The organism is Ruegeria arenilitoris (genome assembly GCF_013032445.1).
Lineage (GTDB): Bacteria > Pseudomonadota > Alphaproteobacteria > Rhodobacterales > Rhodobacteraceae > Ruegeria > Ruegeria arenilitoris_F.
The window spans coordinates 1-26,902 of sequence record NZ_WQCA01000028.1 but is presented as its reverse complement, the minus strand read 5'-3'; the positions used below and the strand labels follow the sequence as shown (position 1 = coordinate 26,902).

The window sequence follows — 26,902 nt, the reverse complement described above, 5'->3', positions numbered from 1 at the left end:
AGGTTCACGGTCTCCGCGGCAAACTGAGACTGGTTCGAATTCGCCTGACAGCACCGGCAGCTATATTGGCATAACCGAGACGGGTTTGAATTAGTCTGACAACTCTCTCTCGGAATCTTTAAGCATCGAAGCGATGACAAAATTGTGAACGCTTCGCCGTTGCGCTGCTCAATTCAGGTAGGTGTTAAACCAATCAATAGTGCGACCCCAAGCTAGGTTTGCCATCTCCTCATCATAGCGCGGCGTGCTGTCGTTGTGAAAACCATGGTTGGCATTTTCGTAGATATACGCCTCGTAAACCTTATTGTTGGATTGCAGAGCGGCTTCAAAATCTGGCCAACCTGCGTTGATGCGTTCGTCAAGCTCTCCCATCTGAACAAGTAACGGTGCCTGAATTTTGGGTACATCTTCTGTCGAAGGCTGACGTCCGTAGAATGGCACTCCTGCCGCCAGTTCGGGGTAGGCCACGGCAATTGCGCTGACCACACCACCGCCATAGCAGAAACCCACAGCACCAACCTTGCCGGTGCAGTCTTTTCGGTTCAGCAAGTATTCAAACCCATTGAAGAAATCGTTCATCAACTCGACACGGTCCACTGTCTTTTGCAACTCGCGCCCATCGGCGTCGTTGCCCGGGTAGCCGCCAACCGATGTCAGACCGTCGGGGGCCAACGCCATAAATCCAGCTTTTGCCAACCTGCGCGCCACATCCTCGATGTAAGGATTCAAACCGCGATTTTCGTGGATCACCAGCACCCCAGGTAGGGGCTCTTCAACACCAGCGGGCCGGACAAGATACCCTCGGACATCACCGGTTCCATTGGGTGACGGATAGGTAATGTAGTCTGCGTGGATATCGGGATCGTTGAATGACACTTGCTGAGCCATCGCATAATTCGGGCTGAGCATGTTCAGCAACGCAACCGCTGTCACGCCGCCGACCGCGAACTTTCCGGCGCGATCCAGGAATTGGCGCTTGGTGATCTTGCCGTGCGCGTAAAAGTCGTACAGGTCCAGAAGTTCCTGGCCGAAGTCTTTTGTCGTCATGCGGGTCATTATGGATCTCCTAATGAGTTTGGCAGTCTGAAGGGGAGGGTAGTATCCGATCTGAAAGTCTTGATTTGATTGAGCGTCTGGATGGGCTTACTAAGATTCTGCCGGCGACAGTTCCATGTCCGCGTACCGTTCGTGCAGCACGTTCTTTTGAACTTTTCCCATAGTGTTTCGCGGCAATTCCGAGACGAATTCGGAGCGGCGCGGATGTTTGAAGCGCGACAGCTTGTCCCTGATGGTCTCAGCAATGTAATCTCTTTTGTGAACCGGTCGTCTGCCAGCAGTCTTGTATTGAAAGTGGGAACCCCCATCAAAAGGGTCGACTGGGGCAATTCATCCAGGATGGCGCCGAGGTCGAACTTTTGCATAAGGCGAACTCTGGCACCGGCGAGCAGTGACGTATTCATCGCCACGAAAGGCCCGTGCGTGTGAAAGATCGGCAGCGCGTGAACCAAGCGATCGTCGTTTGTGATACCCCACAGACCAACAAGAGCTTGGGCGTTGGACAATAGGTTTTGATGGTTCAGCATTGCGCCTTTGGAACGGCCTGTGGTGCCTGATGTGTAGAGCAACGCGGCAAGATCGTTCGGAGCGCGATCCACGGTTTCGAATACGCAGGACTGCGCGTCGGCCTCGCTGCTCAGGCTAGGGTAAACGCCGCCGAATGTCCGCAGCTTCGCCCCAGACCGAACCGCCAATTTTACGACTTCAATTTCGTCTCTGCTGTCGCAAACGATCATCGAAGGTTGGGCATCAGAGATGAAATAGTCCAACTCTGCCAATGTGTAGGCTATGTTAAGCGGCAGGTAGACTGCACCTGCCTGTACCGAAGCGGCGTAGAGGGCAATCGTATCGGCCAGCTTGGGCGCTTGCACAACGATGCGATCGCCTGGTGAAACGCCGTTGTATTGCAAAACATGCGCGACCTGCGCGGTGCGCTTCAAAAACGCGTCATAGGACACAACCTGGTCATCGTCGAGTTGCAGGAACGGAGCCTCGTTGCCCTCATGCCGGGCAAACAGGCTGTCGCATAGAGTGTTGGTCACACGGTATTTTCCCTTGGCTTGGTCGCAAGCGCAGCGGTTGAGGCCGCGCGAACAGAACGCGAGGCTTCGATCGTCGCATGTGTCGCGAACTCTTCGTGATGACGTTCTGTTTTGTTTAAATCGTACAGGTAGTTCACCATCGCACCGCCGGATTGTGATCGTCCGTTCGGTGACAAATCGGCTTCGGCGTGCAACTCGTGCAACTCGGCACCTTTTCCGAGGTGAAAGCGGGCCACGGGATCCAGCGGCATCCCATCCTCACGCTTGGCGAACAACGGGTCCCGGGCGGCCATTGCGCGCAAATCTTGCGGTGAGGTTGTTGCCGCAAGTACGGCCTCGGCGGCGTGGCCGTCCTCAGGATTGTCTGTTTCGCCCTCTAGCCAACGGTTCAGTCCCGGTATCGGCGACAAGGTTACAAATGTATCAAGCCCCTCAAGTTCTCGCGACAGCTCAGTTACAACCTGTTTGATCAACAGATTGCCAAAGCTGATACCGGTTAAACCTTTCTGGCAATTCGAGATAGAGTAGAACGCCGCGACTTTCGCTTGTTCGGTTTCGATCGGTTCCCGATCTTCGGACAAAAGCGCATCGATTGCGTCTGGAACTTCAGCCGTAAGAGCAACTTCGACAAAAATCAGTGGCTCATCTGGCATCGAAGGATGGAAGAATGCAAAGCAACGACGATCCGGCGGGTAGAGCTTGCGACGCAGATCATCCAGATCGTTGATTTGATGGACCGCTTCGTAGGCAACGATCTTGTCCAAAACGCGGGCAGGGGTATCCCAACTGATTTGTTTGAGGACAAGAAAGCCCCGTTTGAACCAGCTTCTCAGCAAATGAACGAAATCAATATCTGTTCGTTTGAGCTCGGGGTTGGATTTAAGAAAGCGCAATAGGTCAACGCGCATTGCTACGAGTTCTTGTGTCGCGCCGGATGGTTGGTTCAATCGGCGCAACAACTCTTGCCCTCTGGATTCCGCGACTTCGCTAAGCTTTTGATATAAATTGACACTTCTGTCGTTGGCATAGAGGCTTGCCACTTCGGCAAGCTGATCCGCGTCCAGCTCAAGTTGGTCATTCAAATAGGCGAAAAACTCCAATTTCTCGGGGTCTTCCAAGGTCTGGTAGCGATCAAGAATTGTGGAGGCGAGGGTGAAGCCCGATACTTCGCCTTCGGCGGACAACAAGGCCTCACAAAGCTCTGCAATGGATCGATTGTCATTGTTGCCGCGCTTTTTGCCGGGACGATCGAACAGCTGATTCAGCAGATCGCCCAGAAACCAGTTCCGCTGCATTTCAGGACTCCATCTGACTGCTCAGGTACTCACCCGTTCGGCGGTAGTGGTTGAGCAAGTGCCGGGTTGCGCTGTCTGCGTCGTGGTCGAGTGAGGCATCCAGGATTTGCTGGTGTTCGGCAGCGATATCGCGCTTTTTGTAACTTGGCCCTCCCGCCGCCAGATAACGATAGCGAATGTTGAGGTCATAAAGTTGCGAGCAATACCGTAGCAGCAACGGCAGTTTTGCATTTTCCAACAAGGCCATATGAAACGCTTTGTGGGCGTCTTCGAAGTCTGGTGCACCTTTTTGATTGGCCTTTTTCATATGGTGATGCCGCAAAACAAGCCTGTCCTCCCAAGCTCCATCTGCATTAGCGATGGAAGCGCGCAGCGCAGTTTCCTCGAGGTTGCATCGGAGCAAAAGTATTTCCTCGAAGTTGGATTTGCTGACTGGCGCCGCCCGAAATCCGCGCTGATCGATCCGTTCGACCAGCATGTCAGAGGTCAGTAGGCTAAGCGCTTCGCGAACCGGGCTTGCGCCGGTGTCCAGAAGACCACGGAGTTGTTCGATCTTGAGCTTTTGTCCGGGCGGCAACTCGCCTGTGAGGATCATATCGCGCAGCCGCCGATACGCACCATGAGTGGCTGATTTCTCTTTGCCCTCGGTATCAAGCATGACGTCCATATCCGACTTTTCCTCTTTGAATGCGCAATCTTTGAAGTGCTTTTAACTGAGGGCGCTTGTTCCGGTCGATAGGCCGACTGTCAGGTTCAGTGAGCCTTCGTTGATAATCCAGCGCCGAAGAACAAAACTGCGCGCCCCGCTTTTATGCATCGGGTCGTCCTCGGCTAGATTTCGAGCGGCCTCAAGGCTGTCGGCGCGGTAGATGATCAGGCCCATTCCCTGCATATGCTCACCGGTTTCATCCGACATTGGTCCGGCAAAAGCCAGCTGACCCGAACGTTCAAGCTGCGCCTGATATGCCAGGTGATCAGGAAGTGACGCCTTCACGTCTTCGGGCGCTTTGGCAGGCGTGCTGTGTGCAACGTAAAGCTCCAAAGCAAGTGCGCCGCGGCTCTGTGCTTCTGATTTGTAGTCTGCCCAGGCAACCATCTGCGTCCTCCAATAAAATCGATATTATTTGACACATGGCAAAATAATCGGCAAAAATCAAGCAAACTGATATGGATGATGAAAATGAAATACCTAGTGGGAGAGACTTCGGAAGGTACCGCGGTGTTTGCCGTGAACGGCGAAAAAGCAGTAAATTTAACGGCTTTGGACTCTGGTGTCGGCACAGATCTGATGGGGTTGATTGCCGATCCTGGTTTGAGCGACTCAATGGCCGATAAAATCTCAGCAGCGGTGCCTGTGCCAGTCTCGACTATCACGCCGGCATTGCCGGTGGCCGCCCCCGGCACCATTGTTTGCATGGGATTGAACTATACCGACCATATCAAAGAAGGTGGATACGACATTCCCGAGTACCCCACGCTGTTCATGCGCGGAAAAAACTCAATCATGGCGGCTGGCAAACCCATGGTGCGACCGGCGGCTTCCGAGCATTTCGACTATGAAGCGGAATTGATGCTGATTGTTGGGAAACGCGGTCGCCATATCTCGGAAGAAAACGCGCTGGATCATGTGTTTGGTTATACCGTTTTCAACGATGGGTCGGTGCGGGACTATCAGCGCAAAACGGTTCAGTGGACGCCGGGTAAGAACTTTGACGACACGGGCGCAATTGGCCCCTTCACCGTGACTCAGGATGAGTTGCCCGAAGGCGCTTCGGGCCTCAAGATCGAAAGCCGCGTTGGCGATGAGGTTCTTCAAAGTTCGAATACCGCCAACATGATCTGGGGTGTCCGCCAGGTGATCGCGACAATTTCGGAATTCATGACCCTGGAACCGGGAGATTTGGTTGCATTGGGAACACCGCCGGGCGTGGGCCACGCCAAAAAACCCGACCCTCGCTGGTTGAAGCCGGGCGAAACCGTTGAGGTCGAGATCGAAGGTATCGGCGTCTGTTCCAGCCCGATCGTGGACGAAAAAGACAACAGGTCAAAGGTGGCAGCAGAATGAGCGCACCGACCGGAGCAGAGCTGGAAGCACTTCGCGCCAAGGCGCAGCAAGATCATCGCGAACTGCGCGCGCGCATTCCTCGTCTGTCGGATGACGCAATCGCCTTGATTCTGCGCGAGTCTCGGTCGCACTATGCGTGGACAAACAAGCCGGTTTCCGACGCGTTGCTTGAAGAGATTTACGACATCACGATCAACGGTGCGACCAGTATGAATACACTGCCTGCGCGGTTCATTTTCGTGAAAAGTGCCGAGGGCAAAGAGCGGCTTGCCAAGTCTTTGAAGCCAAAGAACGTGCCAAAGATGATGGGCGCGCCAGTCACGGCCATAATTGCCTACGACATGGAGTTCTGGAAGGAACTGCCCTTCCTTTTCCCACACGAAGATCGTCGGCCGTTGTTCGAAAATAATCCCGATTACGTGGCCGATACGGCGTTTCGCAATGGTACGCTTCAGGGCGCTTACTTCATGATCGCGGCACGGGCTGTTGGGTTGGACGTTGGTGCCATGTCAGGCTTTTCGAACAAGATTGTTGACGAGGAGTTCTTTGCAGGAACCACCCTCAAATCGAACTTTCTGTGCAATCTAGGTTACGCCGATGAAACGGGTTTGTTTCACAAACTGCCGCGATTTCCGTTCGACAGGGTTTGTTCTTATGCATGAGGAAATGACGCAAGTGGGCGGCCAATCGGCCAAGTACTTTGCCGTCGCAATGCTGCGCAAATCGGTTGGTGTGGAGAGGACTGACTGCCGGGGTTCAAGGCGAACAAATAAAGGGCAACAAGATCAAACTTTCTGGGAGGAGAGATAATGAAAAACTGGACCAAGTGCAGTCTGCTGGGTGTTGCCGTGGCAAGCACTATGGCACTGTCAGCCGCAGCGGAAGAGACCATTTCAGCTGTCGTAATTGATGGTTACCCAGACCGGGCCTTGTGGGTGAAAGAATTCACAAACTTCTTTATTCCTGAAGTGGATAAGCGGTTGGCCGAGTCCGGCAATTACAAGATGAACTGGCAGGAGAACTATGGCGGTTCTATTGTAAAACCCAAAGGCGTTCTGGAAGGCGTACAGTTGGGATTGGGCGACATTGGCATCGTCACAACCATCTTCCATTCGTCCAAGCTGCCCAGCCAGGGGATCTCGGGCTCGACACCATTCGTCGCGTCGGATGCTCGCGCAGTGGCCAAGGCGGTCGACGAGATCGCGCGAGAATACCCGGCGATGCAGAATGAGTTCGCTGCGCAAAATCAGGTCTACCTGGCGACAGGCGTTGTGCTCGACACATATCAGATGTTCTGCTCAGAGCCGGTCGAGAAAGTTGCAGACCTTGAAGGACGCAAGATCGCGGGTGCTGGTCTGAACCTGCGCTATCTCGAGGGTATCAAGGACGCGGCTGGCGTTCGCGGTGGCCTTACAGATTTCTACAACATGGTCCAAACCGGCCTCGTCGATTGCGTAATGATTTGGCCGGAAGCTTCCAAGACGTTCAAAATCGTCGAAGTGGCCCCTTACATGTTGAAGGCAGACCTTGGTGCGGTGAATACAAAAACAGTCACCGTCAATGCCGACTACTGGGCGAGTCTGCCCGATGAGGTCAAAGAAGTACTACAGGCCGTGGCTATTGACTACCGTGACCATGTGGCAGGCATTGCGATGGACCGAGCCGCAGCGTCACGAGATGCCTTTGTAGAAGCTGGCGGATCGATCATTGAAATCTCGGATGAAGACCGCGCCGCGTGGGCAAATGCTATGCCCAATGTTGCGCAGGAATGGGCTGCAACGCTTAACGAAAACGGCGAACAGGGCACAGAGATGCTAGCCGCTTATCTGAGCAAGCTTCAGGGCGCCGGATTCACTGGTGTGCGCGACTGGACAGTCAAATAACCTTTCGGCGACCTGAGAAAGGGGCCTTACATGCTGAAGACTGCTGTTGCTGTCCTGTCACGGGTTGCCAATTCGCTTGCAATCGCTGCCAACGCTTTGGGTACGCTCGTCGTTCTGGCGTTGGTGGTTATCCTAAACGTGGATGTCGTTGCGCGCGGTCTGTTTTCTGCCCCACTGCGCGGAACCTACGAGATGGTGCAGTTTTCGGTCGTGATGATCGTTTTTTTCCAATTGGCCGACGTAGTCAGAGTGGACCGGCTGACACGATCTGACGGGTTTCTAAACCTGCTGCACCATCGCCGCCCCGGCCTGACAGCCAACCTGCGGCGCATCATAAACGCCATCTCGGCAATCTTCATGGCTTTGATCGCTTATGTGACTTTTCCAGAATTTCTACACATGTGGGAGACGCAGGACTACTTTGGCGTTCCGGGTCTTTTCACACTGCCATGGTGGCCGGTCAAACTGGTCATCGCGTGCGGTACTGCGCTTGCCTGCGTGATTTTCCTGCTCAAGGTCGTCACGGCGCAGGACCGCCCGCAACTTATTCGCACCCCAGAGCATGACGAGGCCGCAGAATGACGCCGATTGAGATTGGCCTGATCTCGGTCATTGCAATCGTCTTTCTGATTTACGCCGGCGTCTACATTCCGATTGCTTTGGGCGTGGTCTCGTTCGTGTCGATCTGGCTGATGCGGGACAACTTCACGCTTGCGCTTAACTTGTTGAAAGTGGCGGTCGGCGACAGCGCGATGGAATACAGCTTCGCTACAATCCCTCTTTTTACCTTCATGGGGCTCATCGTTTCAAAGGCTGGATTAGGTAAGGACATCTACGAAGTCATGACGATGCGGTTTCGCAAGGTCAAAGGCGGAATCGGCATGGCGACCGTCGGGGCCAATGCCGTTTTTGCTGCCGTAACCGGGTCGTCAATTGCATCCGCATCCGTGTTCACCAAAGTCTCAGTGCCGCAGATGATGGCGCAGGCCTATAACCCACGCTTTGCTGTTGGCGTGGTTGCCGGTTCTTCGGTTTTGGGCATGATTATCCCGCCTTCGGCGATGCTGATTATCTATTCTTTTGTGGCGGAACAATCCGTGGGGGACATGTTCCTAGCGGGGGTTATTCCGGGGATTATGCTGGCAATCGCATATGTCGGCGCGATCTGGGTCATGGGGCGTTTCACACCATCTTTCGTTGGAGGCCGCGTCGTCGAAGACACCGAGTGGATGTCAGGGCGCGAGATCGCATCTAAAACCCTGCCGACATTGTTCATCATCACCGTGGTGCTCGGCGGCATTTACACGGGGTGGCTAACTGCTGTCGAGGCAGGGGCAGCCGGGGCTCTGGTCGCGCTGGTTATCGCCGTTGCGCGCAAATCCATGACGACCAGAGCCTTCTGGGATGCGTTGCTGGAGACCGGCCATATCACAGCGGCGATCCTGTTCCTGATCACAGCAGCGTCAATCTACAGCCGCATGCTGGGACTCGCCGGGCTACCCAACCAATTGCAGGACTTGCTCGCTGGGAATTCGGCGTCCTTCTGGTCGATCATGCTGCTCTATGTTTTGCTGATGCTTTTCTTGGGAACGTTGCTCGACACTGCGTCCATCATTCTGATCGTTGTGCCATTGTTCCTTCCGATGGCCGAAGCCCTTGATATGTCGCTGATCTGGTTCGGGATAATCACCGTGGTCGGAGCTGAGATCGGGCTTTTAACACCGCCTTTGGGCATATCGTGCTTTGTTATAAAATCCACGATCAACGATGATCGCATATCACTCAAGGACGTGTTCATGGGCGCGCTTCCCTTTGCGTTCGTGATGCTAATTGTTCTTTTCATTCTGATCGAGTTCCCGATCCTCAGCCTTGCCCTGATTTAAGGAGGCCAAGATGCGCTCTGTCACCAAAGACAATATCACCGACGTCTTCATGGGATACTTGTCCAAAGACACTGATCCGCGGATGCGCGAAATCATGGGGTCACTTGTCAAGCACCTTCATGACTTCGCGCGCGAAACCAACCTGACGCATGACGAATGGCGAGCTGGGATTACGTTTCTCGAGGGCTGTGCCGCTGTGGAAGCCGAGGACCGGCACGAGTTTGTGCTGGCGTCGGACGTCCTGGGCCTGTCTTCTTTGGTGGACATGCTGCATTCAAGTCCAGACGCAACAAGTTCGTCGGTGTTGGGCCCGTTTCATGTATCCGGCGCACCTCCGCTGCCCATGGGTGGGGATATGAAACGACATTACGGCGGGCCGGTTCTGCTTGCTGAAGGCATCATTCGGGACACAGCGGGCAATCCCATTTCAGGAGCAGAACTCGACATCTGGCAAACGGCACCCAACGGCCTCTACGCCAGTCAGGATGAAGAACAGGACACCTACTCTTTCCACGGGCTGATGACAGTTGGTGACGATGGCAGATACGCGTTCACCACAGTAAAGCCAGTTGAATACACTGTGCCGTCTGACGGGCCAGTTGGCGATATTCTGCGTGCTTGCGGTCGCCATCCGTGGAGGCCCTCACACCTGCACTTTATCGTCAAAGCCCCCGGCTATCGCTCACTCGTGACCGAGATTTTTCCGGACGACGATCCCTATCTGGATCAGGATACGGTCTTTGGTGTTCGAGACGATCTGGTGATGACGTATGTTGAACGACCAGCTTCGGAATTTCCCGATGACATGGTACTTTCTGGTAGGATCACTGAACCTTACCTGCACGTGAATTTCGACGTCACGCTTGCTCGGGACTGAACGCTATGGAGGATGCTTGAAGTGCTAAAATACACATTCATTGTATGTGCAGCGCTAGTCAGCGGAGTGGCCATCGCCGACGAGCGACCGATTTTCGATGCACATATTCACTACAGCCATGATGCCGTGAAACTGGTTCCGCCCGAACAAGTGGCCAAAATCCTGCGGGATGCAGGCGTGCGGAAAGCCCTGGTTTCCAGTTCGGACGATAACGGAACGCAACTGCTTTTGGCTGCTGCGCCGGACATCGTTGTTCCGGCACTTCGTCCCTATCGTCGTCGCGGTGAGATCAACACCTGGATGCACGACGAAACAGTAATCGATTATCTGGAAGCAAATCTGTCGAAGAACGACTACGAGGCCATCGGCGAGTTTCACGCCTATGGGGACGATATCAAAACGCCGGTTATCCAGCGTATGATCGCGCTGGCGAAGGAACGGAACTTAATTCTGCACCATCACGGTGATCGCGACGCGGTTGACCTTATCTTCGAAACCTGGCCGGAGGCTCGGGTATTGTGGGCACATTCTGGCTTTGACGATCCGGGAAAGGTTGTCGACGCTTTAAATGCGTATCCCCGGCTTTGGGCCGATCTGGCGTTCCGTTCCGACATGGTCTCGCGGGGCCGTGTCGATCCGGATTGGCAAGCTGCGTTCGAAGCGCATCCTGATCGGTTTATGGTCGGTACCGATACATTTGCGCCGGAGCGCTGGTATTACGTCGGCCCGCATGCAGATTTTTCACGCGAATGGCTGGATTTGCTTCCAGACCAGATCGCGGACAACATTGCCTATGCCAACGCAGAACGATTGCTGGCATCAAAATGATCCGCTGGCTCGTCTGGTTTCTGGTATCTTCCGACGCTGCCGTCGCTTGTGAGGCGACCGGGCAACGGATGGGTTCGGAAATTCAGAACGCGCCTGCGGTGCATGTGACTGTCAACCAAATTCCGTTGGCTCAACCGTTTTCAATACTCCTCACTGTGTGCAGCGAAATTGCCGTGAGTGATATGCGCGTCGATGCAATCATGCCTGCTCACCAACACGGGATGAACTACCTTCCAGTCGTCACTGCAAAAGGCGACGGTGTGTTCCGTGTTGATGATATGCTGTTTCACATGCCGGGAATGTGGGAGCTTCAAGTGGACGTCGAATACAACGGGCAATCGGTATCCTACACCTTTGACATTGCGCTGAAATGAAGTTGTGGGTGACAGCTGCGCTAGTCTTGCTGACGAGTTCGGTGCGTGCAGAAGTCCTATTGTCAGAAGACGAAATCCAACAAACGCTGTCCTTTGGGCCGTGGCCACCATCATTCCAACCTGATCTAAGCAACAGGGTTTCAAACGATCCCCGAGCGATTGCGCTAGGCGCAGCGCTTTTCGACGATCCGGTGTTGTCGATTGATGGTGCATTTGCCTGTGCAAGTTGTCACGACCCCGAGCAGGCACTCACCAACTCCGAGGCACGAACATTCGGTCGCGTGATTTTGGATCGGAATACGCCATCACTTCGAAATCTGGCAGGTCTACGATGGTACGGGTGGGGCGGAAAGAGCGATAATCTATGGGCTGCCAGCTTGCATCCGATCATTGAAGAACAAGAGATGGCGCACAGCAAAGAAAGCCTAATGAGAGCCATTTCCGAGAGTACGTACATTGAAGATTTTGAGGTCATTTTTGGCGATGTTCAAAGCCAAGACACAGAGCAGGTCTTGGTAAACATTGCCAAAGCCCTATCAGCTTATCTGGAAACGCTGGTAACCGAGCGGACACAATTTGACGATTTTCGCGACGCGTTGGAGCGCAGCGATCTGGCAGAGGCTGCGAACTACCCCGAAGCTGCCCAGCGAGGGCTTCAGCTCTTCTTGGGGCGCGGGAATTGCGCGTTCTGCCATAATGGCCCGAGATTTTCCAACAACGAATTCCACGACGCGGGCGTGCCATATTTTCTGAGTGAAACCGAAGTCGACGATGGCCGGTTCGGAGGGCTTAACTTCTTGCTCTCCAGCCCTTACACATTGGACGGAGACTGGACTGACGATCCGGAAAAGCAAGGCGCGTGGGCGGTCCGAAATGTACGAAGGAGCCATTCCGATTTTGGAACCTTTCGTACGCCCAGCCTTCGAGGTGTGGCCGAAACCGCCCCCTACATGCATGACGGCAGCCTGGATGATCTGGACGCCGTGGTCCGACACTATAACGAAATTGATATAGAAAGGCTTCACGCCGATGGCGAAGCCATACTCTCTGAACTGAATTTATCCGAGCAGGAGATTGCAGACCTGGTTGAGTTTTTGGAGACTCTGTCCGGCGTTACGCGGCCTTGAGATACTCCAATGCAGCCTGAGTACCGCCTGTAGTGTGCGGCACGCCGCTTTTGGCGAGTCCCATTTCTACGCCTGAGAGTGTGCCCATCAACATCAGGTCGTTGAAATCGCCCAAGTGACCTATTCGGAATACCTTGTCGGCTACTTTGGATAGACCATTTCCGAGTGAGATATCATAGTGCTCCAGCGCCGTCGCACGAAAGGCATCAGCAGAATGTCCCTCAGGCACTTTGACAGCGGTCAGTACGCCTGACTCCTGACCTTGGCGGGCACACAATACCTCAAGCCCCCATGCTTGCACGGCAGCTCGAGTCGCGGCTCCGTGGCGGGCATGACGAGCGAATACGTTCTCCAGCCCCTCCTCGTGCAACATATCGATGGCCTCATTCAATCCATAGATAAGATTGGTGCCAGGGGTATAAGGGAAGAACCCTTTCTGGTTTGGCTCGACCATATCCTGCCAATTCCAATAGCTGCGTGGCATGGTCACGGATTTTGAATGTTCCAGAGCACGATCGCTCACAGCGTTGAAGCTGAGACCCGGCGGTAGCATCATCCCTTTTTGCGAACCGGAGACACAGACATCTACGCCCCATTCGTCGAACCTAAAATCGATCGATGCAAGGCCAGAGATTGAATCAACCAAAAGAAGGGCAGGGTGTTTCGCCGTGTCTATTGCCCTGCGCACTTCCTCAATAGGCGAGACTGACCCGGTAGAAGTTTCATTGTGGACGACGCATACCGCCTTGATCTCGTGCTGACTGTCCGAGCGCAAGCGGTCTTCCATCTGATTGGGGTCCGCACCGCCACGCCAATCCCCTTCAATCAACTCTGGCTGTAACCCAATTTTTTCAGCCAAGTTACACCACATGAATGCGAAATGTCCTGTTTCGTACATGAGAACTTTTCCGCCCGGCGACACTGTGTTCACAAGCGCAGCTTCCCACGCGCCTGTACCGGATGAAGGGTATATAAAGACGTTTTGTTCTGTCTTGAAAATTGTTTTCATCCCAGCGAGGGCCTTGTGGCCTACTTCTGCAAAATCTGGCCCCCGGTGATCGATGGTCTGCATGCTTATGGCCTTCCGGATACGTTCCGGCACGGCACTTGGCCCTGGGATTTGCAAAAAATGTCTGCCCGCCTGGCGCATCTGAACTGATCCTTCCGCTGGCGCCGAAACAGTGGCGCATTTACCTATTGGCAAAAGTTAATTATGAATTCATTATTCAGTCAACGGTGAAGTGAAGCTTCTAATTGGCTAGTTGGGAAGGGAAGGCGAACCCGATGCTTGAGAATGGATCGTTGCTCCGCCGACTGATGTCTGACGTCCAAGGCGAGGTGATGGCCGACCCGGCATCACGCGCACGATACTCGACTGACGCTTCAATCTATCAGATGATGCCGGACGCCGTGGTCATTCCCCGAAACAAAGAGGACGTGCAGGCCGTGATGTCTGTAGCGCGCGACGAAGGATGCTCCGTTCTTCCGCGCGGCGGCGGCACATCGCAATGTGGGCAAACGGTCAATCAGAGCGTTATCTTAGACAACACCAAGCACTTGAATCGTGTTCTTGACATAGACGTTGAGAACCGTGTCGCGCGTGTTCAGCCCGGCGTTGTTCTGGATCAGTTGAACCAGTCACTAAAGCAATATGGCTTATGGTTTCCCGTAGACCCCTCGACCGCGTCACGTTGCACGCTTGGAGGAATGGCCGCCAACAACTCTTCTGGTGGAAAATCCCTGCGCTACGGGATCATGCGCGATAACGTCCGTGCAATAAGTGCAATCCTCAGCGATGGTATGGAAGCACGGTTCAGCGCCGATACGACGGCATCTGGCGATTATGCCGATCTTGTTGGGGACATGCGTGCTCTGGGGCGTCGCGAGGCTGCAGAAATTGACGCCCGGTTTCCCAATCTCCAGCGTCGTGTGGGCGGGTATAACATCGATGCGCTTGTCGGCAACGACGTCGACATGTCTCATTTGCTGGTGGGGTCAGAAGGCACTCTGGCCTATTTCACTGAATTGGAACTGAACCTTGCTCACTTTCCGGGCGAGAAAGTTGTCGGCGTGTGTCATTTCCCGACGTTCCGTTCTGCGATGGAGGCAACACAGCACCTCGTGACGCTCAAGCCGCAGGCGGTAGAATTGATCGACGACACCATGATTGCGTTGGGGAGAGATATCCCATTGTTCCGCAGTACAATTGAGGCGTTTGTAGAAGGCAACCCTGAAGCGTTGTTGTTAGTGGAATTTGCTGAGGGTAGCGCTGACGCCAATGCTGCAAAGCTGGTCGAGCTATCGCAACTGATGGGAGATCTCGGGTTTGATTTCAGCGGGACTGAAAACCGTTGGGGCGGGGTAGTATCAGTTACTGATACCAAGCTGCAAAACTCGATCGCCGAATACCGAAAATCCGGGTTGAACGTTATGATGTCGATGAAGGAGGCCGGCAAGCCGATCTCTTTTGTGGAAGATTGCGCTGTCCCGTTGCCTGATCTCGCCGATTATACCGCTGGCCTTACCGAAATTTTTACCCGGCACGGCACAAAAGGGACATGGTACGCGCATGCCTCAGTCGGGTGTCTCCATGTTCGTCCTGTTCTGAACATGCGGCAGGATAAAGACGTCCGGACAATGAGGGCGATTGCCGAAGAGACCTTTGATCTGGTCAAGAGATACAAGGGGTCTCATTCAGGCGAACACGGTGATGGGATCGTGCGATCAGAGTTTCATAAAAAGATGTTCGGCCCGCGTATCGTTTCTGCGTTTGAACAGGTTAAGGCCCGGTTTGACCCCTACGGGCTAATGAACCCCGGCAAGATCGTACACGCGCCTGCCATGGATGATCGCCGCCTATTCCGCTACAGCCCGGATTACTCAGTTCGAGAATTCGAAACGGCGCTGGACTGGTCTGCTTGGCCGGGTGCCGGGGGAGGATTCCAGGGCGCCGTCGAGATGTGCAACAACAACGGTGCGTGTCGCAAGCTCAAGGGCGGGGTTATGTGTCCCTCCTTTCGTGCGACCCGAAACGAACGTGATGCCACACGTGGGCGGGCAAACACGTTGCGTTTTGCCATCAGCGGGCAGTTGCCGGGCGGTTTAGCCTCAGACGCAATGCAGGACACGATGAAATACTGCGTGTCTTGCAAGGCTTGCGCGCGTGAATGCCCGACTGGCGTCGATATGGCCCGCATGAAGATCGAAGTGCTTTCAGCGAAGCGCAAAAAAGACGGGCTGACATTGGCAGATAAATTAATAGCTTATCTGCCCAGATATGCACCTAAAGCAGCTAAAGTTGCGTGGCTTTTGAATGCCCGGAATAAAATTGGCCCTTTGCGCAAACTACTGGAAAAACCGGCTGGAATTTCGGCGCGACGTGACCTGCCGGTGTGGTCCTCTGACCCGTTCCGGGATGTCGAGGCCCAAGACACAGATCCGCAGGTGCTTCTGTTTGCCGATGTGTTCAACCGATATTTCGAGCCAGACAATCTGCGCGCCGCTGTCCGGGTTATGCGTGCGCTAGGGCTTCGGGTTGCCATGGCAAGAGATGACCAAACAGGAAGGCCGCTGGATTGCGGGCGTACTCTGTTGGCTGTGGGTTGCTTGGAAGAAGCGCGTCACGAGGCACAGCGCGTGATTGACGCGACGCGAGAAGCGGTTGCACAAGGCATACCGGTAGTCGGTCTCGAACCATCTTCTATCCTCACTTTCCGGGACGAATATTTGGCTCTTTGTCCGGGGCAGGATGCGGAGTTGCTATCCAATGCCACTCATACCTTTGAGGAATTTCTGGCCAAACAGTCGGAATTGCCTCTCAAAGCGATAGATCGCCCCATCTATGTGCATGGTCATTGCCACCAGAAAGCACACGATGCCGTCACACCGATGGTTAACTTACTTAAGCGTATTCCCGCATCACAGGTTCATATGCTTGAAAGCAGTTGCTGTGGTATGGCAGGGGCATTTGGATACGCGCCCGGCACTATTGATGTCTCGATCAAGATGGCGGAACTCGACCTGTTTCCAGCTTTGGAGGCGGCGCCTGCGGATGCAATTGTTGTGGCGGATGGAACATCATGCCGCCACCAAATCGCCGAAGGTACGCAGCGCCAAGCAATGCACGTCGCGCGCCTGCTGGATATGGTCCTTGAATATTAGGATGTGGATATGAACCTGACGGATAGCATTAATCGCCCAACCCTACATGAAGAGTTGGTCGAACGCTTGCGCAATCTTGTCGTCGAAGACGTTTTGAAACCGGGTGAGAAAGTGCCCGAGAAACAACTTTGCGACTCATTGGGTGTTTCACGGACACCATTGCGAGAAGCGCTAAAAGTTCTTGCATCCGAAGGCTTTGTGGTTCTTCAGGCCAATCGTGGTGCTCGCGTTGCGAGTGTAACGAGAGAAGAATTGGAGAACACGTTTCCAGTGCTTGCAGCGCTTGAACAACTGGTGGGGGAACTGGCCTGTCAGCAAATGGACGCCGCGGGATTTCAACGGATTGAAAGTAGCCACAAGGATATGCTGAGCGCGTACGAGGCGCGTGATCGGCAGGCGTATTTCAAAGCCAATCAGGACATCCATCAGGCACTTATTCAGGGCGCGCGAAACGAAATTTTGGAAAACCACCACAAGCTATTGGCCGCACGGGTCCGCCGTGCACGTTTTATGGCTAACTTGTCGGACAAACGCTGGGCGCAGGCAATTGATGAACATGAAGCCATGATGGAGTTGCTTAAAGCCCGCGATGCAGATGGGCTTGGAAAAACCATGAAGCTGCACATGATGAACAAGCTTTCTGCTCTTGTGAAAGCGCTGGAGGCAGAGGACGAGGCACCTCGCTAAACTCGCGTCAAAAGCGCCTACCAGCTTCCCACGGATGCGCTGCTAGTCGGCGCTGATACTAGGAAACAGAGGGGATAGCCCACAGTCCTCAGCAAGTTTGTTGAGGTCTCGGCAAAGAGCGGGGTTAAGTCTTACACCGTCTTTGCGACGGGCGTCAGCTGCGGCCGTTTTTCCGTCTCCGGGTAGGCGTACCGGGTCATGGCCGGGCAGGGGGGGGGATGTGCGCATTTCGGAAAAGACGTGGGCTGCATTCGAAGCAAAGTCTTTTTCCATTCCAAAGGCCGCCGGATCAAGCGCCATTACGAATTGCCCTGTGTTTGTGGATGAGGTCGTGTCTGATGTGAAGTTGACCACGTCAGAGCCGAAGGCAGCGCCGTTCAATACTCCGGCCATCAACCCTATGGCCACGGAAAGGCCGAAACCCTTCGGACCTCCGATCGGCAAAAGAAACCCTTCTGATTTGCGGGCAGGGTCCGTTAACGGATTGCCATCACGCCCAACCATCCAACCTTCGGGCATAGGTTCGCCTTGCTGCAACAGGGTCTTGATCTTGCCCATCGCGGCAACTGTCGTCGCCATATCAAACACAAACGGGTCGGGGCCATCGGCAGGTGCAGAGAAAGCGATAGGATTGGTGCCAAGAAGTAAATCGGTTCCACCATAGGGCGGAACGTGGTTCGCACTGCCCACCGCTGCAGCCATGCCAAGCATTCCAGCTTCGGCTTGTGGGCGCACATAAAGTGCCAAAGGTCCAGCATGATTGCCGCGTCGAACACCGACCCATCCGATACCGGCCTCTTTCGCCTTTTCTATCGCAAGATCTCGCGCCGCCGACATAGCCAAATGCCCAAGGCCGTCATCGCCGTCAATCAACGCGGTCGCGACAGTCTGATGTATGACGGCAACGTTTGGTTTGGCGTTGCACCCGCCTCCGGCCAATCGGGCAAGATACTGGCGCAAGCGAAAGACTCCATGGGTGCCATATCCGAATATGTCGGCCTCAACCATCGTCGAGGCCACCTGATCTGCATCCGCTTTTGGAACACCTCGAGTTTCGAGCGCGCTCGCCACAAATTCACGTAAGGTCTGGCAGTTTATTTTCACTGGCTCAGAAGTCATCTCTGCCAACCTGCTCTTTGTGCCAGAACACCAGTTTTCGCTGTGTCCAAACCACTGTCGCAAATACAGCGAGACCAACGAGACTTAGGTACAGGATCAAGGAGAACACGCGCGGAGTATTGAGCTGCGATGCCGCAACACGGATCAACTCACCAAATCCCTTACCGCCACCCAGGAACTCTCCTGTGATCGCGCCCGCCATAACGCCGACGGCTCCGATCTTGAGGCCGGTAAATATCTGCGGCAGGCCTGTTGGTAGCTTCATTTTGATTAACGTCTGCATCCGGCTGGCGCCCATCGTCTTGAAAAGCATGCGAGCATTTTCGTCGGCGGCGTGAAGCCCAGCCGCTGTCCCAACGACAATTGGAAATGTCGCGATAAAGGCGGCAAGTGCCACCTTGGATTCAATGCCAAAGCCCAGCCAAGCTACGAAGAGAGGAGCGAACGCGACTTTTGGCATCGTATCGATAGACACCAAGTAGGGCATCACAGCCTTTTCCCCAAAGGCCGTTTCCCCAACCAGAACGCCTAACGAAAATCCGATCGCGATTGCCAGCGCGAATCCGTATATGACCTCTTTAATGGTGATCCACAGCGCACCAAGCATGTAGCCACCGGTCAAAAGATTTTGTCCCACGAAGATCATATCTTTGAGGGTTTCCATCGGCGTCGGTAGAATGATCGGAGAGACCAGCTTTAGGCTGGTCACAATTTGCCAGGTACCGACGAAGACCACGAAGACAAAGGTCATCGCCAGCCAGCGAGGGACCGAGTCGATAAAGTGAACTTTCTGCTCCCATACAGTGTCTTCTGAGGAGTCAGCTTCTTTTACGGAAGGTGAGTAATTCTGAACTTCGCTCACATTTCTTCTCCCTTATCAAGGAGGCTGCGAATGTAGTCTACGATAGCGCCGAATTTGGGTGTCGTCATCATGTCGAGTGTTCGTGGGCGTGGCAGGTCGACCTCAACGATTTCAGCAATCCTGCCTGGGCGCGGTTTCAAGACGACGATTTCGTCAGACAAAATAACAGCTTCCTGAATAGAGTGCGTCACAAGAAAAGCAGTCGCATCCTGTTCCCTGCAAATCCGCTGCAATTCCATGTTCATCATGTCGCGTGACAACTCGTCGAGCGCGCTGAACGGTTCGTCCATCAATAGCACGGCTGGTTCCGTGATCAGCATTCGGCAGATCGAAGCGCGTTGTGCCATACCGCCTGACAATTCGTTCGGATATACGTTTTCGAACCCTTGCAAACCTACGATGTCCAAAAGTTCATGCGCCTTGGCCATAGCTTGCTTGGCCGCCGCTTTTCCATCGCGGATCTCAATTGGCAAGACGATGTTTTCCACCGCTGTTTTCCAGGGGAAAAGCGTCGCTTGCTGAAACATCATACCGATGTCCCGGCGGGTCCCAGTGACTGGTTGCCCTTGAAGGATTACACGCCCTTTGGTGGGCGGGATCAGACCCGCCATGATCTTGAGTAGAGTTGACTTGCCGCACCCGCTGGACCCGATGACAGATGTGAAGCTTCCTTTCCGAAGCGTCAGATTGATGTCCTCGAGAGCGACAACAAGATTGCGTGCATAGGTCTTGCTTACATGGGTCAACTCATAGACCGGCGTGCCCAAAGGCGCGCCGGAAAACTCATGTGTGACTACAGCGTTCATTTGCTGACAGCCTCATTGCCGATGGCAGCAAACTCGTTGGTCCAAGCAGCGCTCAGGTCATCCAGCGGCCCTGGGATTTCGCCCCCTGCAACAAGTGCGTCTTGCCATTCCTGCCAAACTTCGGCGGGGTACCATCCCAGGCCATTGCTCGGATCCGCCGCGATAGTTTTCGAGCGTACGGCATCGAACAGTGCTGACTGGAACTCCTTGTCCTCGCCTTCCTGCGGGTTACCATCCGCCAAATGCTTCAAAACAGCTTCACGGTTGGCATCATCCAGTGCAAATGCATGACCACGTGCGAACGCGCGGCTCCAAGCTTCGACCAATTCACGGTCGTTGGCGATTGTGTCAGCCATTGTGGCGATGCCGTTACCGAAGAAACGCCCGAACTCCGCAGGCGTGATGTCACGCACCGCCATTCCGCGCTGGTTTAGAATTGCCGTGTCAGCCGTCGAAGCAGAGTAAGCGTCGATTTCGCCGTTTAGGAAAGCCGCGGTCGCCGGGCCACCGTCGCCGACGGTAAGGAAGGTGAAGTCTTCACCCTCTTTCATGCCTGCTCCGGTCATCACGTTACGTGCAAAGCCGACTTCTGCGCCATCGGCCGTACCTGTTCCGATAACTTTACCTCGAAGCTCTTCAACACTTTGGATGTCAGAGTCTTCTGGCACGGCTATGCCAAAGTTGCTGCGTGCCGCAACGTTGTAGATGTGTACGGCATCTACATCCCGCGACCGTGCAGCAATTAAGGGGCCAGGACCGGGGCGACCGAAGTGAGCCTGTCCGGCGGACAATGCTTGAAGCACGGCTCCTGAGCCGTTGATGGCCTCGACGGTCACATCCAACCCTTCATCAGCGAAATAACCTTCGCCAATGGCGACAAAAACCGGAAATGAATTGATTGCCGAAGGGCTTGGCTGCACGAAGGTAATTTTACGCAAGTCCTGCGCAAAGCCCTGTGTTCCTAGTGCTCCTGCTACCGGAACCGCCGAAAGCAAGGACGCTGTGAAAGTCCTTCTGTTCATCATTTTAGTCTTCCTCCCTTGCATGGTTGGCAACCCGCAGATTCAGCTATGCAGGAGCCACTTAAACGACGCGCACGGTATTCCTGAGCGTGCCGATTTCTGAAATTTCACAAACCACAGTGTCCCCGTCTTTCAGGAACTGTGGTGGGTCCATGGCGTATCCGACACCAGACGGTGTGCCGGTCGCGATTACGTCGCCAGGTTCCAGGGTCATACCTTCTGAAAGGGATGCGATCAGCGTTGGAATGTCGAAAATCATGTCCGACGTCGATCCGTTTTGGCGCTGTTCGCCGTTGACTGTTAATCCGATTGATAGAGCGTGCGGATCGCTGATTGTATCAGCGGTCACTATGAAGGGGCCCAATGGGCAAGACCCATCTAAACCTTTGCCTTTGAAATACTGCCCACCATGTCGGCGTTGAATGTCGCGTGCGGTGATGTCATTGAGGATCGTATAGCCGTATACATGGTCGTATGCGTCAGCCTTGGCTATGTTTCGCCCCGGTTTTCCAATCACAACTGCCAGTTCAACTTCATAGTCAATGGCTTGTGAGACCGAGGGGAATATCAGAATGTCTGCCTCTGGCGCCACAATCGATGTCGGCGGTTTTGTGAAGAAGACCGGATGCTCTGTTACGCCAATTTTTTGGTTTTGGGCACGTTCGCCCTCGGCGATGTGTTCAGCATAATTGCGCCCGACGCAGAAAACGTTCTTACGCGGGGAAGGAATTGGTGCCAGAAACGGCGCGTCATCCGGGACCAGTGCGTCGTTTAGATTACCCGCTTCGGCCGATGAAACGAGGGTTTTCAAAACGCCAAGCGTAACTTTTCCGCCTGCGATCAGATGCTGCATTGAACCCGCGTCCAGCGCTTCGCCAAGCACTTGCGCTGCGCGCAAAACGTCCAACTTGCCGCCATCGTTTAGTATTGCCACGCAAACGGCGTGGCCCTCTACGGAAACAGTTGCTAAACGCACTCGGCACTCCTCCCTCGTGCTTATGTCAAGACGTGGTCACGGATCCTGTCCGGCGACTCGTTTCTTGCTTTCCTCTTGCCCTTGAGTTTTTTCCGACTTGGCGTTTCAATCAATCAACCAATCGCCAAATTGGGTGGAAATATGAGTGCACCAACCGAACTCGCGCACCGTGTACGCGACCTGATTAACAATGCCGGATACAGGCATAACGACAGGCTCCCACCTGAACGTGAGCTGTGTTCAAAACTTGGGACCACTCGCAATCAGTTGCGAAGAGCGTTGGCAGAGCTTGAGGCCCAGGGGCTGATCTGGCGTCATGTGGGGCGGGGAACATTTGTTGGTTCCAGGCCGGTTCTCAACCTCACCGATGTAACTTATTTGGGCAACCAAATTAAACCTGAGCAGGTTGTATCCGTTAGATTTACGATCGAGCCGCAGCTTAGCCGCCTCGCAGCGCTCCATTCCACACGTTCCGATCGTGAGCAAATGAGGCTTTGCGCGGACAAATGTCGTACCGCAGAGGATTGGCGCACGTACGAAGCTTGGGACAATAATTTGCATTACGCTATAGCCCGCTCCACTCGTAACCAGCTCTTTTTATACTTCTTTGAGACTTTGAATTCGGTTCGAAGATCGATTGTTTGGGGGCAGCCACGCGAAACTTTAAAACCCGCAGAAAACTATTCCAGCTTTAGCGAACATGATGTGATCGTGTCTGCTATAGCAAAGGGCGACTGTGAGCTTGCGGCCAGTGCCATGGTGGACCACCTGAAATCGGTTTATTCGCGGGTGCTGCCTACGAGCGTCCAGTCCGACAGCTGAAGTAGCGCTGGCGCCCAACCAATTCGGGAAATGGTCGGGGCAGATTGTAGCCGTTGGTCTTGCAAAACAGCCTGAATTTTGGCGATGACTTGGTAAGCCGCCGCGTCCGTTTAAATGTGGCGTGGCATCGATCGGAAGGTATCTGACCGTTTGGAAATCCGATCTGTGGCAGTCAAACGTTCAGGAGGAAAGCGATGTCCGATCATGTAATTCCCGCGCCACAGGTGCATGTCATACCCGTAGCGGGGGCCGGCACGTTCCCGGTCCGGCGTGTCTACTGCATTGGGCGAAACTACGCGGCGCATGCAATTGAAATGGGCCATGACCCGAACCGGGAACCTCCATTTTTCTTTCAAAAGAACCCGAACAATTTGGACCCTTCAGGGGAATTCCCGTACCCTCCGCACAGTTCCGACGTGCACCACGAAGCAGAAATGCTTGTTGCGCTCAAGTCCGGCGGCACGAATATCTCGGTGGACGATGCATTGGATCATGTCTTTGGGTACGGCCTTTCGCTTGATATGACCCGTCGCGACCTGCAAGGGCAGATGAAAAAGATGGGCCGCCCGTGGGAAATTGGGAAAGCGTTTGAGCGCTCGGCGCCATGCGGACCAATTCACAAGGCATCAGAGGTCGGGCATCTCAACAGAGGTCCGATTACTCTGACGGTGAATGGTGAAGTTCGGCAAGAAGGCGACTTGAACCAGATGATCTGGAAAGTCCCCGAGATGATCTCTTACCTGAGCGACTACTTCGAGCTTGCGGCCGGTGACGTTATCCTTTCAGGGACACCGTCTGGTGTTGGTCCCGTCAACCGTGGGGATGTTATGGTCTTGGCCGTCGACAAGCTGGGTAGTCTGACCGTTCGCGTAACTTAAGACCTGCTGCAAAAACCTTACTCTGCGAAACAAACCGACGCTTGTGTAGACGGATAACAGATGCCCCATTTAGTCGCTGAATTGATCGCACGCCACGCAGACACTGCAAATGCCATTGGCGCGCCTGGCCGGTCTTGGTTGAGCTACCTTGGTTTGCGCGAGCATTGCGCGAAGGTCAAAAAGGATCTGCATCAGATCGGAATAGGGCGCGGCGACAGAGTGGCGATTGTGTTGCCCAACGGGCCAGAGATGGCGACTGCTTTCATATCCGTCGCCCAGGTTGCGACGACGGCACCTTTAAACCCAGCGTACACTTACGAAGAATACGTCTTCTATCTGAAAGACCTGAAAGCCAAGGCACTTCTAGTAAGCGAAAACGAAAACGGCCCAGCCGTGCAAGCGGCGACGGAACTGGGTGTAACCATCTTGCGAGCTTCTGCTGATAGTTCTCGCCCAGCCGGGCAGTTCTCCGTTCTAGCGTGTGACCCAATTGGAGCGGCTGATGCATCAGCACCGGGCGAAGATGACGTCGCCCTGATACTCCACACATCAGGAACAACGTCGCGCCCTAAGATCGTTCCCTTGACGCAGGCCAATATCTACGCGTCGGCGCAAAACGTGGCTTCGTCTTTGAAGCTGACGACGGACGATCGCTGTCTGAGCATTATGCCCCTGTTTCATATCCATGGGTTGATCGCGGCCGTCGCTGCGTCCTTGGGAGCGGGCTCTCAAATTAGTTGCACTCAGGGCTTCAATGCTCTCAGCTTTTTTTCACAACTCGCCGAAGTCGATCCGACTTGGTACACTGCAGTTCCAACAATGCACCAAGCCATTCTCGCCCGGGCTGCGCGTAACCAATCGATCATTGAGCAATCACGATTGCGTTTCTTGCGGTCTTCTTCCGCGTCGCTGCCTGCGCCGGTAATGGAAGAGTTGGTAGCGACTTTTAATGCGCCTGTCATTGAAGCTTACGGTATGACTGAGGCAACACATCAAATGTGTTGCAACCCGCTTCCTCCACAAAAGCAAAAGCCCGGATTCGTCGGAGTAGCAGCGGGCCCCGAAGTCAGAATTGCAGATGAAACGGAAAATGTATTGGTCGCTTCGCGTGACGTCGGAGAAATCGTTATCAGCGGTCCGAACGTGACACTGGGATACGAGAGCAACCCGCAGGCAAATGCAGACAATTTCTTTGAAGCGGATGGAAAACTCTGGTTTCGCACCGGTGACCAAGGGTCGTTCGACGAAGAGAATTACCTGCGCCTGTCCGGACGCCTTAAGGAACTTATCAATCGTGGTGGAGAAAAAATCAGTCCACTTGAAGTTGACGCCGTGCTTCTGAGCCATCCGGACGTCGCTCAGGCAGTTTGTTTTGCCGTTCCCCACGAAAAACTGGGCGAAGACATAGCAGCGGCGGTGGTACTCTCAGAAGGAGCCGCGATTGCTGGTCAGGAAGTCCGGGATTTTGTGGGCGCGCGGCTCGCAAAGTTCAAGGTGCCGACTTCAGTGGTTATTCTCGAAGAGATTCCAAAAGGCGCGACTGGTAAGATACAAAGGATCGGGCTGGCCGCTAAATTGGGACTGACAAAGGCTTAGACACATGAAAATTTGCATCTTTGGTGCCGGAGCTATCGGAGGTTACGTGGCCGCGAAGCTTGCGCAGACTGACGTCGACGTTAGTGTTGTCGCGCGTGGACCCCACCTGGCCGCAGTGCAAGAAAAAGGGCTGACCCTTTTTGAGGATGGGCGGGACCCGATCAACGTGACAATACGAGCCTCGGACAATGCCGCCGACCTCGGACCACAAGACTATGTCTTTATCACACTGAAAGCGCATTCCGTTCCAGCAGTCGTGGACACAATGCAGCCGCTGATTGGGGATGAAACAACAATTGTGAGCGGAGTGAACGGGGTGCCTTGGTGGTACTTCCACAAGCAGGGCGGCCCCTTCGAGGGGACGCGGTTGGCATCTGTAGACCCGGGAGACGCGCAATGGAACGGTTTTGGACCGGATCGAGTGCTTGGATGTGTTGTCTACCCAGCCGCAGAAGTTATTGCTCCGGGTTCGATCAAGCATGTCGAAGGCAATCGTTTTTCATTAGGCGAGCCCGATGGCTCTAAATCAGATCGTGCCGCCAACCTTTCGGTCGCATTGTCCACCGCCGGGCTGCGTGCGCCTGTTAGAGCAAGAATTCGCGACGAGATTTGGCTTAAGCTATGGGGCAACTTGTCGTTCAACCCGATTTCCGCTCTTACCCACTCAACACTTGATGTCTTGTGTACCGATATGGGTACACGATCTGTGGCGCGTGGAATGATGCTAGAGGCTCAGGAAATCGCTGAAAAACTGGGGGTTAGGTTCCCGATTGATGTTGAGAAACGAATTGATGGCGGAGCAGCTGTAGGTGCGCACAAGACCTCGATGTGGCAGGACTTGGAGTTGCATCGACCTATGGAAATTGATGCCTTGGTCACTTCGGTCCAGGAATTAGGGCGTCTAACTGGGATCGCAACACCTACGATCGATACTGTAGCGTCGCTCATAAAGCAGAGGGCAAAGGTCGCGGGTCTTTATTAAGTTTCTGCCAGCGATCATTTGAAGAGATCAGTTTTGGGCGGGCGGGGGGTACTGTCAGACAAAACAAGTTTGAGGCGGGCAGGGGGCTGGTCTAGCGTCCCATCATGGAAAAGAAATCCCCGTTTCGATACTTCAAGACCAGTCCCGCGATCATTCGTTTGGCGGAGATGCTTTATGTTCGGTTCCCACTGTCGCTTCGAAATGTGGAAGATTTGCTGCATGAGCGCGGGGTCGACGTCAGCCATGAAGCGGTTCGATACTGGTGGCACCGGTTTGGTCTGATGTTCGCGTCAGAGATCAAAAAAATACGCATTGCCGGCATGAAGTCGAGCCAGTGGCGCTGGCATCTGGACGAGATGTTCGTGAAGATTAATGGTGAACGGCACTACTTGTGGCGGGCTGTCGACCACGAGGGTGAAGTCCTTGAAAGCTATGTCACAAAGACGCAGGACAAGAAAGCGGCCCTGAAACTCTTAAGAAAAGCAATGAGAAAGCACGGTCGCCCGGAAGTGACCGTGACCGACAGGCTCCGTTCATATGGTGCCGCATTGCGAGAGCTG

General features: G+C 54.2%; 27 protein-coding genes. 16 read left to right on the top strand and 11 right to left on the bottom strand.

What is annotated here, in order from left to right; translation table 11 throughout:
* Positions 1 to 168: 168 nt before the first annotated feature.
* The 5 genes from yghX to GOW98_RS22735 are packed head-to-tail and all read right to left on the bottom strand — an operon-like array spanning position 169 to position 4,490.
* Positions 169 to 1,056: a YghX family hydrolase gene (yghX, locus tag GOW98_RS22755; RefSeq protein ID WP_170336393.1), complete on the bottom strand. Its 888-nt coding sequence runs from the start codon at positions 1,054 to 1,056 to the stop codon at positions 169 to 171.
* Complete coding sequence (locus GOW98_RS22750) at positions 1,056 to 2,099, bottom strand: AMP-binding protein (RefSeq protein ID WP_170336391.1); 1,044 nt, start codon at positions 2,097 to 2,099, stop codon at positions 1,056 to 1,058. The genes yghX and GOW98_RS22750 overlap by 1 nt, the downstream gene beginning before the upstream one ends.
* On the bottom strand, positions 2,096 to 3,394 hold the full coding sequence (locus tag GOW98_RS22745) for a malonyl-CoA decarboxylase domain-containing protein (RefSeq protein WP_170336388.1): 1,299 nt from the start codon (positions 3,392 to 3,394) through the stop codon (positions 2,096 to 2,098). Before GOW98_RS22745 ends, GOW98_RS22750 begins: the two co-directional genes overlap by 4 nt.
* A 1-nt stretch (position 3,395) precedes the next feature.
* The gene (locus GOW98_RS22740) at positions 3,396 to 4,061 is read right to left on the bottom strand and encodes a GntR family transcriptional regulator (protein ID WP_170336386.1); all 666 of its coding nucleotides are present in this window, start codon (positions 4,059 to 4,061) and stop codon (positions 3,396 to 3,398) included.
* A 42-nt stretch (positions 4,062 to 4,103) separates the two neighbouring features.
* The gene (locus tag GOW98_RS22735; protein WP_170336384.1) at positions 4,104 to 4,490 is read right to left on the bottom strand and encodes a YciI family protein; all 387 of its coding nucleotides are present in this window, start codon (positions 4,488 to 4,490) and stop codon (positions 4,104 to 4,106) included.
* 84 nt (positions 4,491 to 4,574) lie between these two features.
* On the opposite strand from GOW98_RS22735, the gene GOW98_RS22730 reads away from it, so the two are divergent.
* The 9 genes from GOW98_RS22730 (at position 4,575) to GOW98_RS22690 (ending at position 12,431) form a co-directional block, all read left to right on the top strand.
* Positions 4,575 to 5,459, top strand: a complete 885-nt coding sequence (locus tag GOW98_RS22730; protein ID WP_170336382.1) for a fumarylacetoacetate hydrolase family protein — start codon at positions 4,575 to 4,577, stop codon at positions 5,457 to 5,459.
* Positions 5,456 to 6,121 carry a malonic semialdehyde reductase gene (locus GOW98_RS22725; RefSeq protein WP_170336380.1) on the top strand — a complete coding sequence of 222 codons (666 nt, stop codon included), beginning with the start codon at positions 5,456 to 5,458 and terminating at the stop codon, positions 6,119 to 6,121. Before GOW98_RS22730 ends, GOW98_RS22725 begins: the two co-directional genes overlap by 4 nt.
* 147 nt (positions 6,122 to 6,268) lie before the next feature.
* A complete protein-coding gene (locus GOW98_RS22720) occupies positions 6,269 to 7,342 on the top strand; it encodes a C4-dicarboxylate TRAP transporter substrate-binding protein (protein WP_170336378.1) in 1,074 nt (357 codons plus the stop codon).
* A 30-nt stretch (positions 7,343 to 7,372) separates the two neighbouring features.
* Entirely contained in the window at positions 7,373 to 7,924 is a 552-nt protein-coding gene (locus tag GOW98_RS22715; protein WP_170336376.1) for a TRAP transporter small permease subunit, read from the top strand.
* Entirely contained in the window at positions 7,921 to 9,225 is a 1,305-nt protein-coding gene (locus tag GOW98_RS22710) for a TRAP transporter large permease (RefSeq protein ID WP_170336374.1), read from the top strand. The genes GOW98_RS22715 and GOW98_RS22710 overlap by 4 nt, the downstream gene beginning before the upstream one ends.
* 10 nt (positions 9,226 to 9,235) lie before the next feature.
* The gene (locus GOW98_RS22705; protein WP_170336372.1) at positions 9,236 to 10,102 is read left to right on the top strand and encodes a dioxygenase; all 867 of its coding nucleotides are present in this window, start codon (positions 9,236 to 9,238) and stop codon (positions 10,100 to 10,102) included.
* A gap of 21 nt (positions 10,103 to 10,123) precedes the next feature.
* Positions 10,124 to 10,930 (top strand): amidohydrolase family protein, encoded by an 807-nt coding sequence (locus GOW98_RS22700; RefSeq protein ID WP_170336369.1) that lies wholly within the window; start codon positions 10,124 to 10,126, stop codon positions 10,928 to 10,930.
* Positions 10,927 to 11,304, top strand: coding sequence for a hypothetical protein (locus tag GOW98_RS22695; RefSeq protein WP_170336367.1), 378 nt, complete (start codon positions 10,927 to 10,929; stop codon positions 11,302 to 11,304). Before GOW98_RS22700 ends, GOW98_RS22695 begins: the two co-directional genes overlap by 4 nt.
* Entirely contained in the window at positions 11,301 to 12,431 is a 1,131-nt protein-coding gene (locus GOW98_RS22690; RefSeq protein ID WP_170336365.1) for a cytochrome-c peroxidase, read from the top strand. The genes GOW98_RS22695 and GOW98_RS22690 overlap by 4 nt, the downstream gene beginning before the upstream one ends.
* Here the strand turns inward: GOW98_RS22690 and GOW98_RS22685 are convergent.
* Positions 12,418 to 13,581, bottom strand: a complete 1,164-nt coding sequence (locus GOW98_RS22685; RefSeq protein WP_170336363.1) for a pyridoxal-phosphate-dependent aminotransferase family protein — start codon at positions 13,579 to 13,581, stop codon at positions 12,418 to 12,420. The genes GOW98_RS22690 and GOW98_RS22685 overlap by 14 nt on opposite strands.
* A 167-nt stretch (positions 13,582 to 13,748) precedes the next feature.
* Here GOW98_RS22685 and GOW98_RS22680 point away from each other — a divergent pair, with 167 nt between their 5' ends.
* Both GOW98_RS22680 and GOW98_RS22675 read left to right on the top strand, forming a co-directional pair.
* Positions 13,749 to 16,592 (top strand): FAD-binding and (Fe-S)-binding domain-containing protein, encoded by a 2,844-nt coding sequence (locus GOW98_RS22680; protein ID WP_254438133.1) that lies wholly within the window; start codon positions 13,749 to 13,751, stop codon positions 16,590 to 16,592.
* Positions 16,593 to 16,601: 9 nt separating this feature from the next.
* Complete coding sequence (locus GOW98_RS22675; protein WP_170336359.1) at positions 16,602 to 17,279, top strand: GntR family transcriptional regulator; 678 nt, start codon at positions 16,602 to 16,604, stop codon at positions 17,277 to 17,279.
* Between the two features lie 42 nt (positions 17,280 to 17,321).
* Here the strand turns inward: GOW98_RS22675 and GOW98_RS22670 are convergent, their stop codons facing one another.
* The 5 genes from GOW98_RS22670 to GOW98_RS22650 all read right to left on the bottom strand — a co-directional run bounded on the left by GOW98_RS22670 (position 17,322) and on the right by GOW98_RS22650 (position 22,064).
* Positions 17,322 to 18,398, bottom strand: a complete 1,077-nt coding sequence (locus tag GOW98_RS22670; protein WP_170336357.1) for an Ldh family oxidoreductase — start codon at positions 18,396 to 18,398, stop codon at positions 17,322 to 17,324.
* Entirely contained in the window at positions 18,388 to 19,260 is an 873-nt protein-coding gene (locus GOW98_RS22665; protein WP_170336355.1) for an ABC transporter permease, read from the bottom strand. Before GOW98_RS22665 ends, GOW98_RS22670 begins: the two co-directional genes overlap by 11 nt.
* Positions 19,257 to 20,066, bottom strand: coding sequence for an ABC transporter ATP-binding protein (locus GOW98_RS22660; RefSeq protein WP_170336353.1), 810 nt, complete (start codon positions 20,064 to 20,066; stop codon positions 19,257 to 19,259). The genes GOW98_RS22665 and GOW98_RS22660 overlap by 4 nt, the downstream gene beginning before the upstream one ends.
* Positions 20,063 to 21,088, bottom strand: coding sequence for an ABC transporter substrate-binding protein (locus tag GOW98_RS22655; protein ID WP_254438132.1), 1,026 nt, complete (start codon positions 21,086 to 21,088; stop codon positions 20,063 to 20,065). Before GOW98_RS22655 ends, GOW98_RS22660 begins: the two co-directional genes overlap by 4 nt.
* Before the next feature lie 61 nt (positions 21,089 to 21,149).
* Entirely contained in the window at positions 21,150 to 22,064 is a 915-nt protein-coding gene (locus GOW98_RS22650) for a fumarylacetoacetate hydrolase family protein (protein ID WP_367646887.1), read from the bottom strand.
* A gap of 81 nt (positions 22,065 to 22,145) precedes the next feature.
* Here GOW98_RS22650 and GOW98_RS22645 point away from each other — a divergent pair, with 81 nt between their 5' ends.
* From GOW98_RS22645 to GOW98_RS22625, 5 genes are all read left to right on the top strand, one after another.
* A complete protein-coding gene (locus GOW98_RS22645) occupies positions 22,146 to 22,886 on the top strand; it encodes a FadR/GntR family transcriptional regulator (protein ID WP_254438131.1) in 741 nt (246 codons plus the stop codon).
* A 194-nt stretch (positions 22,887 to 23,080) separates the two neighbouring features.
* Entirely contained in the window at positions 23,081 to 23,764 is a 684-nt protein-coding gene (locus GOW98_RS22640; RefSeq protein ID WP_170336349.1) for a fumarylacetoacetate hydrolase family protein, read from the top strand.
* A 60-nt stretch (positions 23,765 to 23,824) separates the two neighbouring features.
* Positions 23,825 to 25,360 (top strand): acyl--CoA ligase, encoded by a 1,536-nt coding sequence (locus GOW98_RS22635; protein ID WP_170336347.1) that lies wholly within the window; start codon positions 23,825 to 23,827, stop codon positions 25,358 to 25,360.
* A 4-nt stretch (positions 25,361 to 25,364) separates the two neighbouring features.
* Positions 25,365 to 26,342: a 2-dehydropantoate 2-reductase gene (locus GOW98_RS22630; RefSeq protein ID WP_170336345.1), complete on the top strand. Its 978-nt coding sequence runs from the start codon at positions 25,365 to 25,367 to the stop codon at positions 26,340 to 26,342.
* Positions 26,343 to 26,446: 104 nt separating this feature from the next.
* Positions 26,447 to 26,902: IS6 family transposase (locus GOW98_RS22625; RefSeq protein ID WP_170336343.1), on the top strand; the 456-nt coding region annotated here is incomplete at its 3' end.

Excerpts from the sequence above, each read along its gene's own strand:
- GOW98_RS22680 (WP_254438133.1), top strand. The coding sequence starts at position 13,749 with ATGTCTGACGTCCAAGGCGAGGTGATGGCCGACCCGGCATCACGCGCA.
- GOW98_RS22640 (WP_170336349.1), top strand. The coding sequence starts at position 23,081 with ATGTCCGATCATGTAATTCCCGCGCCACAGGTGCATGTCATACCCGTA.
- GOW98_RS22635 (WP_170336347.1), top strand. The coding sequence starts at position 23,825 with ATGCCCCATTTAGTCGCTGAATTGATCGCACGCCACGCAGACACTGCA.
- GOW98_RS22670 (WP_170336357.1), bottom strand. The coding sequence starts at position 18,398 with ATGACTTCTGAGCCAGTGAAAATAAACTGCCAGACCTTACGTGAATTT.
- GOW98_RS22715 (WP_170336376.1), top strand. The coding sequence starts at position 7,373 with ATGCTGAAGACTGCTGTTGCTGTCCTGTCACGGGTTGCCAATTCGCTT.
- GOW98_RS22730 (WP_170336382.1), top strand. The coding sequence starts at position 4,575 with ATGAAATACCTAGTGGGAGAGACTTCGGAAGGTACCGCGGTGTTTGCC.
- GOW98_RS22630 (WP_170336345.1), top strand. The coding sequence starts at position 25,365 with ATGAAAATTTGCATCTTTGGTGCCGGAGCTATCGGAGGTTACGTGGCC.
- GOW98_RS22745 (WP_170336388.1), bottom strand. The coding sequence starts at position 3,394 with ATGCAGCGGAACTGGTTTCTGGGCGATCTGCTGAATCAGCTGTTCGAT.
- yghX (WP_170336393.1), bottom strand. The coding sequence starts at position 1,056 with ATGACCCGCATGACGACAAAAGACTTCGGCCAGGAACTTCTGGACCTG.
- GOW98_RS22740 (WP_170336386.1), bottom strand. The coding sequence starts at position 4,061 with ATGGACGTCATGCTTGATACCGAGGGCAAAGAGAAATCAGCCACTCAT.
- GOW98_RS22685 (WP_170336363.1), bottom strand. The coding sequence starts at position 13,581 with ATGCGCCAGGCGGGCAGACATTTTTTGCAAATCCCAGGGCCAAGTGCC.
- GOW98_RS22735 (WP_170336384.1), bottom strand. The coding sequence starts at position 4,490 with ATGGTTGCCTGGGCAGACTACAAATCAGAAGCACAGAGCCGCGGCGCA.
- GOW98_RS22720 (WP_170336378.1), top strand. The coding sequence starts at position 6,269 with ATGAAAAACTGGACCAAGTGCAGTCTGCTGGGTGTTGCCGTGGCAAGC.
- GOW98_RS22695 (WP_170336367.1), top strand. The coding sequence starts at position 10,927 with ATGATCCGCTGGCTCGTCTGGTTTCTGGTATCTTCCGACGCTGCCGTC.
- GOW98_RS22660 (WP_170336353.1), bottom strand. The coding sequence starts at position 20,066 with ATGAACGCTGTAGTCACACATGAGTTTTCCGGCGCGCCTTTGGGCACG.
- GOW98_RS22690 (WP_170336365.1), top strand. The coding sequence starts at position 11,301 with ATGAAGTTGTGGGTGACAGCTGCGCTAGTCTTGCTGACGAGTTCGGTG.
- GOW98_RS22675 (WP_170336359.1), top strand. The coding sequence starts at position 16,602 with ATGAACCTGACGGATAGCATTAATCGCCCAACCCTACATGAAGAGTTG.
- GOW98_RS22655 (WP_254438132.1), bottom strand. The coding sequence starts at position 21,088 with ATGAACAGAAGGACTTTCACAGCGTCCTTGCTTTCGGCGGTTCCGGTA.
- GOW98_RS22725 (WP_170336380.1), top strand. The coding sequence starts at position 5,456 with ATGAGCGCACCGACCGGAGCAGAGCTGGAAGCACTTCGCGCCAAGGCG.
- GOW98_RS22710 (WP_170336374.1), top strand. The coding sequence starts at position 7,921 with ATGACGCCGATTGAGATTGGCCTGATCTCGGTCATTGCAATCGTCTTT.
- GOW98_RS22705 (WP_170336372.1), top strand. The coding sequence starts at position 9,236 with ATGCGCTCTGTCACCAAAGACAATATCACCGACGTCTTCATGGGATAC.